The following is a 6,817-nucleotide window of genomic DNA, read 5'->3' on the forward strand; positions in this document are numbered from 1 at the left end:
TTTATATATCATACTAATATGTATCAACCTAAATTTTTAAAGTTATCGCTGGCTGTGCTATTAGCCGCGTTAACATCGTGCAGTAAAAACAACGATATCGAGATCAAAGGCAACATCCAGGGACTGGATGCTGAGTGGGTTTATCTAAATAACACCTACCCTATCGGTAAAAAGCCACCGCTCGATTCCGTCGAGGTCACCAATGGCACCTTTGTTTTCAAATTCCATCCCGATACTGTTTTTGAACCGCGTTTGGTCAACATATCGTACAAAGATAAACTCAATAAGAACAGGCGGCCGGCAGGCCTAAGCATTATTAACCCGCTTAGTAAAGACAAAGCTAAGCCCGACCTTTTTGGCGACTTCTTAATGGAACCGGGTGTTACCGAACTTACAGGTAACTTAAGCCAAGCCCAAGGCATTACGATCAAGGCCGGCCACCAAACCGATTTTTATTGGAAGAACAGGGATCTGCCTTTTAGCCGCATGAGCAGCGATCTTGCAAAACATAAAAAACAGGTCGATCGGTTGGTCTCTAAAGTAAAAGAAACGCCTGATGCCTGGTGGGCACTAAACGCGCTAAGCAACCTCAAGTTCCAGATCAATAACGATGAATTAAAGACGGTATTGAACACCTTCGACGAGCCGACACGCCAAAGCTATAGCGGCAAAAAGATACAGGAGTTTTTAGCCCTTCGCCCCGGCGAAAATGACCCTCGCCCGAATAACTTACTCGTCACTCCCGAGGGTACGCACATAGCCATGATCGACACCACCAAAAAACTGAACATGGTGATCTTTTGGGCCAGTTGGTGCGGTCCATGCCGTGCCGAGATACCCACGCTTAAACGCGTTGCTGCCCAGATCAAAGACGATCGTTTCAGGATGGTGAGCGTAAGTTTAGATGATGTGGACGAATGGTGGAAAAAAGCCATGGCGCAGGAAAAAATGACCTGGCAGCAATTGTGTGTAGACAAACCCATGATGACCCGCATGCTCACCCAATACAACTTGAACTTCATCCCCCAGATATTTTTGATCGATGGCAGCAATCGCAAACTGATCACCAAGTTTGACGGTTTTGAACAAGAGAACGAACCGAAACTGGTAAAGCAGATCAATGAGTATTTAAGCAAAAGCTGAACATTAAAATAACTCGACCAATATCAACGAAAGTAGTTATGAATATTCATCCATATAAAGGGGTAAAATTGCTGCTGACCGCAGGCCTGTTTGCGATTATCGCGGCTTTTGGTTATAAACAAGGCGACATCATTGATATCCGGGGCAACATCAAGGGCCTTAATGCTAAATGGGTCTATCTGTACGATCTTTATCCTATCGGCAAGAAACCGCCTTTAGATTCGGCAAGGGTCACTAACGGGATATTTCAATTCAAGTTTAATCCCGACACCGTCTTTGAACCACGTCTGGTCAATATCAGATACATTGATAAAGCCGGAAAGACCGAATATTTGTTAGTTAAAGACCCGCATGCCGATCCGCAAAAAAAGCCAATGATGTATCGCGAGTTACTAATGGAGCCTGGATCAATAGAACTTACCGGCGATCTAACGCAAGAGAAAGTGCTGAAAATAAAAGCAGGGCCGCAAAACGATTTCTACTTTCAGCATAAAGATATGCCTTACATGCGAATGAGCGATGACACTACCAAACGTGCTGAACAAGTAAATAAATTGGTGAACACGATCCGCACTATGCCCAACGCTTATTGGGCGATGTTCGCTATGCACAACCTTAAATATAACTTGACCGACCTGGAAATTGAACGCTTAATAAATACTTTCGACAAAGAAAGGCAGCAAACATACAGCGGTCGGAAACTAACAGAGTTTTTAAATTACCGTTTAGAGGCCAGGGGGATGAAAGCGAACAGTGTGCTTATTGACGACGGCAATAAGTCGGCTACGATGATAGATACTACCAAACAGCTGAACATGCTGATATTTTGGGCCAGTTGGTGCGGCCCTTGCCGCGAGGAGATCCCGGCACTAAAGAAAGTCGCTGCCAAAATTACTGACAAGCGCTTTAGGATGGTCAGCGTATCTATTGACAAAGACAAAGCCGCCTGGTTAAAAGCGGTCGGTGCAGAAAAGATGCCATGGCAACAACTTTGCCTTACCGATAACGTTAGGGATAAATTGACCGCACAATATAATCTGAGTGCCGTACCACAGATCTATCTGATAGATAATAAACGTCATCTGATAAACCATATCATTGGGAATGACCCCGAAGGCGAAACTAATTTGACCAAAATGATCACCGAATATTTAAACAAAAACTAATGAAACACCTTATCATTCCTATTGGCGTTGTCGCCGTGTCGCTCCTATCATCATTCACAAAAGAATTAGCGGGCTATACATCTAACACCCCCGGCATCTTACATACCGATTCTGTAGCCAAAAAAGCCGCTATCACCAACCTGTCATTTACCGACGAAGGTGGCAAACCACATCAACTGATAGACACAACTAAAAAAGTGAACATGGTGGTGTTTTGGGCAAGCTGGTGCAGCCCCTGCCGTATGGAGATACCCAACCTGAAAGAGATCTATGGCAAGGCCGACACAACCAAACTCCGTCTTATTAGCATCAGTGTGGATAAGGACAAGGCCGCATGGATCAAAGCCATGAAGGAAGAGAACATGCCTTGGGGGCAGGTACTGGCCGAAGGTGATAATTTGGTCAGCATCAAAAAACAGTTCGGCTTTAGGGGTATCCCGCAGATCTATTTTCTGGATAAGAAAGGGAATATCTTAGAAAGTTACACCGGTTTCCATTACGACAATAAAGTTGGCCTGACCGCCCTGGTAAAAAGCATGGTAGAGAAATAATATATTTGCGCCGATGAACGGACAGAACCGCAAAGACATTTACCCCGGCCTTGAGGTCGATATCATCCTTAAAAAAGATCAGCGCAGCGGCGAACTTACCCGCGGCTTTGTAAAACGCTTACTGACCAGTGCGGCCTACCATTCGCGCGGCATCAAAGTTCAGTTAGAGGATGGGCAGGTAGGGCGTGTGGCGCATATTATTGACGAGGAAGATTTCTGATCGCTTCCCTATTATTATGCCTACGGCATCATTGGGTCATTCGCTGCGATGTCATTGGCGATTTTCTTGTACTTTAGTTGCTGATGTCGCAAGTTAAGATCAAACCCATTCCACATAGTTCATTCCTACGGATCGATTCCCACTATCGGTTATATGTATCGCTAGCGGTCGGGATAGCGGCTTTTTTTACCTGCTTTAGAGGTTTCTCTATACCCGCAGCGTCATTGGCTACGTGGTCTGCCTTCGCACTAACGGTGATCATTTGGGATTGGATCATCATCCTTACGGCCCATCCACGCGAGATACGCAAGGTAGCCAGTCTGGAAGATTCCAGTCGTACACTGCTCTTCATAATCGTTGTCGGTGCTTCGTTAGCCAGCTTAGTGGCGATATTATTCCTGCTTAAGGCATCCAAAAACCTTTCGGATACCGAAGTTACCGGGCATGTGATTTTAGCTATGGGGTCGGTGATCCTTTCCTGGTGGTTGGTGCATACTTTGTTCACGCTCAGGTACGCTCACTTATATTATAGCACCGATCCGGATGGCGCAGGCAAAAAACCATTGTGTGGCCTGGAGTTCCCCGCTGATGAAAAAGAGCCGGACTATCTGGATTTTGTTTATTTCTCCTTCGTGTTAGGCACTACCTTTCAGGTGTCGGACGTGGAGATATCATCTCGCCGTATCCGTCGCATCGCATTGGTCCACGGGTTGATCGCCTTTGCCTTTAATACCGCTATTCTGGCGCTGAGCATCAATGTAGTGTCGGGACTTATCGCTAAATAGCCCGCCCAGCTCATATCTTTTTAACGCAATCGTAACATGTAAGTTACAACCCGTGTTATGGGACGGAGACTTGCTACATTTAAGTTCTCAAATTGTTTTTAACTTATATATGAAAAAAATTGTCCTTCCAATTTTATTAACGGCTATGGCTACCGTTTCTTTTGCCCAGCAAAGAGATACCGTAGCTGCTCCCCGTCGCGCAGGTGGTTTGCCTGGCGGCCCGCCGGCTGCCGGTGGCGCTGCTAACGCAAAACCAGCCCCAAAACCTTTTAAACAAGTGATCACAGACAAGGCTATCAGCCGTAAAGGTCTGTTCAACGTGCACAAGGTTGATGATAAATTCTTTTTCGAGATCGGTGATAGTATCCTTAACCGCGACATTTTGGTGGTTAACCGTATCTCTAAAGCAGGTGCCGAGACACGCGCAGTTGACGGTTACGCAGGCGACCAGATCGGCGAGAATGTGATCCGCTTTGAAAAAGGCCCTAACAACCGCATATTCATGCGTAAAATATCGTTCCGCGCTTACAGTGCTGATAGCACTAAGGCTATGTACCAGGCTGTTCAGCGCTCTAACGTACAGGCTATAGCGGCGGCTTTCAACATCGCGGCTTTCTCTGAAGATTCAAAAGGCAGCGTTGTAGACCTGACCGATTATATCAATAGCGATAACGAGATCTTCTACTTCAGCTCGCCTGCCATGAAGACCCGTTTGCGTTTGGGTAGCCAAATTTCGGATCGCAGCTATATCGAGGCTATCCGTCCGTTCAAAACTAATATCGAGATCACTACCGTTAAAACCTACTCGTTAGGTGCGGCTCCGGCTTTCGGTCGTGCAGGCGTACCTGCCGCTCCGGCTGCACCGGGTGGCGCAAGCGGTTCGGTCACAGTAGAACTAAATACCTCTTTACTGATCCTGCCTAAAGTGCCAATGCAAGCCCGTTATTATGATCAGCGTGTTGGTTACTTCACCAGTGGTTATACCGACTTTGATGCCAACCCACAAGGTGTAAAAAGCGTACAAATGATCGCCCGCTGGAGGTTAGAGCCTAAAGCTGAGGACATGGCCAAATACAAACGCGGCGAATTGGTTGAGCCTAAAAAACAGATCGTTTATTACATCGACCCTGCTACGCCTAAAAAATGGCAGCCATACCTGATCGCCGGTGTTAACGACTGGGCTAAAGCTTTCGAGTCGGCCGGTTTCAAAAATGCCATCGTAGCTAAGATCGCCCCTACTGCTAAGCAAGACTCTACCTGGAGCCTGGATGATGCCAGCCACTCGGTGATCGTTTACAAACCATCCGAAACTGAGAATGCCAGCGGCCCGCACGTATCCGACCCACGCAGTGGCGAGATCCTGGAGACCCACATCAACTGGTTCCACAACGTAATGAAACTGGTGCACGATTGGTACTTTATCCAAACCGCGGCAGTTGATCCACGTGCCCGTAAAATGCAATTCAGTGATGAACTGATGGGCGACCTGATCCGCTTTGTATCATCGCACGAGGTTGGCCATACTTTAGGTCTGCGTCACAACTACGGTTCAAGCTCAACTACCCCGGTAGAAAAATTACGCGATAAAGCCTGGGTTGAAGATAACGGCCACACGCCATCTATCATGGACTATGCCCGCTTTAACTACGTAGCTCAGCCCGAGGATAAGATCACCAAAGCCGGCTTATACCCACGCATTGGCGAGTACGATAACTGGGCTATTAAATGGGGTTATTCTTACTTGCCGGATGCTAAAACAGCGGCAGCCGAAGAGACTACTTTAAACAAAATGACCATTGAGGCGCTAAAGAACCGCCGCAACTGGTTCGGTACCGAGATCAATCCTGATGACCCGCACTCACAGAATGAGGATCTGGGCGACAACGCCATGAAAGCCAGCGATTACGGTATCAAAAACCTGAAACGCATCATCGTTCAGTTACCTGAGTGGACCAAAGTACCTAACGAGGATTTTGGTAACCTGGCAAACATGTACGGTCAGCTAACTACCCAGTTCAACCGTTACATGGGTCACGTGTCTAAAAACATTGGCGGTATTTACGAAAACCCTAAAACTGTTGAAGAAGCAGGTGTTGTTTACGAGATCACCCCGGCCGCTACTCAAAAAGAGGCCATGGAGTTCTTAGACCGTCAGTTGTTCACCACCCCTACTTGGTTAGTTCAGGATAACATCCTTGATCAGATCGGCAGCAACGGTATCACGGTGATCGGCCGCTCGCAAGACGCTGTATTGACCCGTTTGGTTAACGACCGTATATTAGGTAAACTTTTAACAGCTGAAGCTAAAAGCGCAGCTAACTACAAGATCACCGATTTTTACGGCGACCTGCAAGGTATCATCTTCCGCGAGTTGAGAACCAACGCGCCGATAGATATTTACCGTCGTAACCTGCAAAAATCATACGTAGGTAAACTGATCGACATTGTTGCCCCATCACCTGATCCTGCCGCAGCAGCAGCTATCGCCGCTGTTGGTGGCCGCCGTGCAGGTGGTTCAAGCGACGTAGTGTCGGTTACCAAAGCACAATTAAAAGCCATCAAAGCATTAGTGACCTCTGCAGAAGCCGGTACCACCGACGCAATGAGCAAATACCACCTGCAAGATCTTAACGACAGGATAACTGCCGCTCTGGATCCTAAAGGTTAATTGAACAATAAATTGTGAAAATTTTAGCCCCGTTGGTGAAAGCCGACGGGGCTTTTTTGTGGCGGATAAGGTCTCCAATTTGCCATTGCGAGGTACGAAGCGATCGCAAATAAGCAAAGCCGCTCTTAGGGTGTGCGATCGCTTCGTTCCTCGCAATTGTAAGGGTTAGGTAATTCAGCAATAGAATCAGGTGTGTTTATTTGTTGTTTAGGGCTGCCATGTCGATAGGTTTTTTACCATTGATACCTTGATGTGGCCTCTCCCAATTATAGTAAACGAGATAT

The 6,817-nt window shown here is 46.9% G+C and carries 6 protein-coding genes; all 6 read left to right on the plus strand.

Annotated features, from left to right (window positions below; genetic code table 11):
* Positions 1-18 precede the first annotated feature (18 nt).
* The 6 genes from IRJ16_RS13405 (at position 19) to IRJ16_RS13430 (ending at position 6,533) form a co-directional block, all read left to right on the plus strand.
* On the plus strand, positions 19-1,143 hold the full coding sequence (locus tag IRJ16_RS13405; protein WP_194112105.1) for a TlpA disulfide reductase family protein: 1,125 nt from the start codon (positions 19-21) through the stop codon (positions 1,141-1,143).
* 38 nt (positions 1,144-1,181) lie between these two features.
* Positions 1,182-2,309 carry a TlpA disulfide reductase family protein gene (locus tag IRJ16_RS13410; RefSeq protein WP_194112106.1) on the plus strand — a complete coding sequence of 376 codons (1,128 nt, stop codon included), beginning with the start codon at positions 1,182-1,184 and terminating at the stop codon, positions 2,307-2,309.
* Positions 2,309-2,860, plus strand: coding sequence for a TlpA family protein disulfide reductase (locus tag IRJ16_RS13415; protein ID WP_194112107.1), 552 nt, complete (start codon positions 2,309-2,311; stop codon positions 2,858-2,860). The genes IRJ16_RS13410 and IRJ16_RS13415 overlap by 1 nt, the downstream gene beginning before the upstream one ends.
* 13 nt (positions 2,861-2,873) lie before the next feature.
* Entirely contained in the window at positions 2,874-3,080 is a 207-nt protein-coding gene (locus IRJ16_RS13420; RefSeq protein ID WP_194112108.1) for a YwbE family protein, read from the plus strand.
* Between the two features lie 224 nt (positions 3,081-3,304).
* Complete coding sequence (locus IRJ16_RS13425) at positions 3,305-3,865, plus strand: DUF1345 domain-containing protein (protein ID WP_262893664.1); 561 nt, start codon at positions 3,305-3,307, stop codon at positions 3,863-3,865.
* A gap of 145 nt (positions 3,866-4,010) precedes the next feature.
* Positions 4,011-6,533 (plus strand): zinc-dependent metalloprotease, encoded by a 2,523-nt coding sequence (locus IRJ16_RS13430; RefSeq protein WP_228080108.1) that lies wholly within the window; start codon positions 4,011-4,013, stop codon positions 6,531-6,533.
* Positions 6,534-6,817 lie beyond the last annotated feature (284 nt).

Source organism: Mucilaginibacter myungsuensis (assembly GCF_015222005.1).
Lineage (GTDB): Bacteria > Bacteroidota > Bacteroidia > Sphingobacteriales > Sphingobacteriaceae > Mucilaginibacter > Mucilaginibacter myungsuensis.

Bases quoted from the DNA above. Each gene is read 5' to 3' on its own strand.
- IRJ16_RS13415 (WP_194112107.1), top strand. From the start codon at position 2,309: ATGAAACACCTTATCATTCCTATTGGCGTTGTCGCCGTGTCGCTCCTA.
- IRJ16_RS13410 (WP_194112106.1), top strand. From the start codon at position 1,182: ATGAATATTCATCCATATAAAGGGGTAAAATTGCTGCTGACCGCAGGC.
- IRJ16_RS13430 (WP_228080108.1), top strand. From the start codon at position 4,011: ATGGCTACCGTTTCTTTTGCCCAGCAAAGAGATACCGTAGCTGCTCCC.
- IRJ16_RS13420 (WP_194112108.1), top strand. From the start codon at position 2,874: ATGAACGGACAGAACCGCAAAGACATTTACCCCGGCCTTGAGGTCGAT.
- IRJ16_RS13405 (WP_194112105.1), top strand. From the start codon at position 19: ATGTATCAACCTAAATTTTTAAAGTTATCGCTGGCTGTGCTATTAGCC.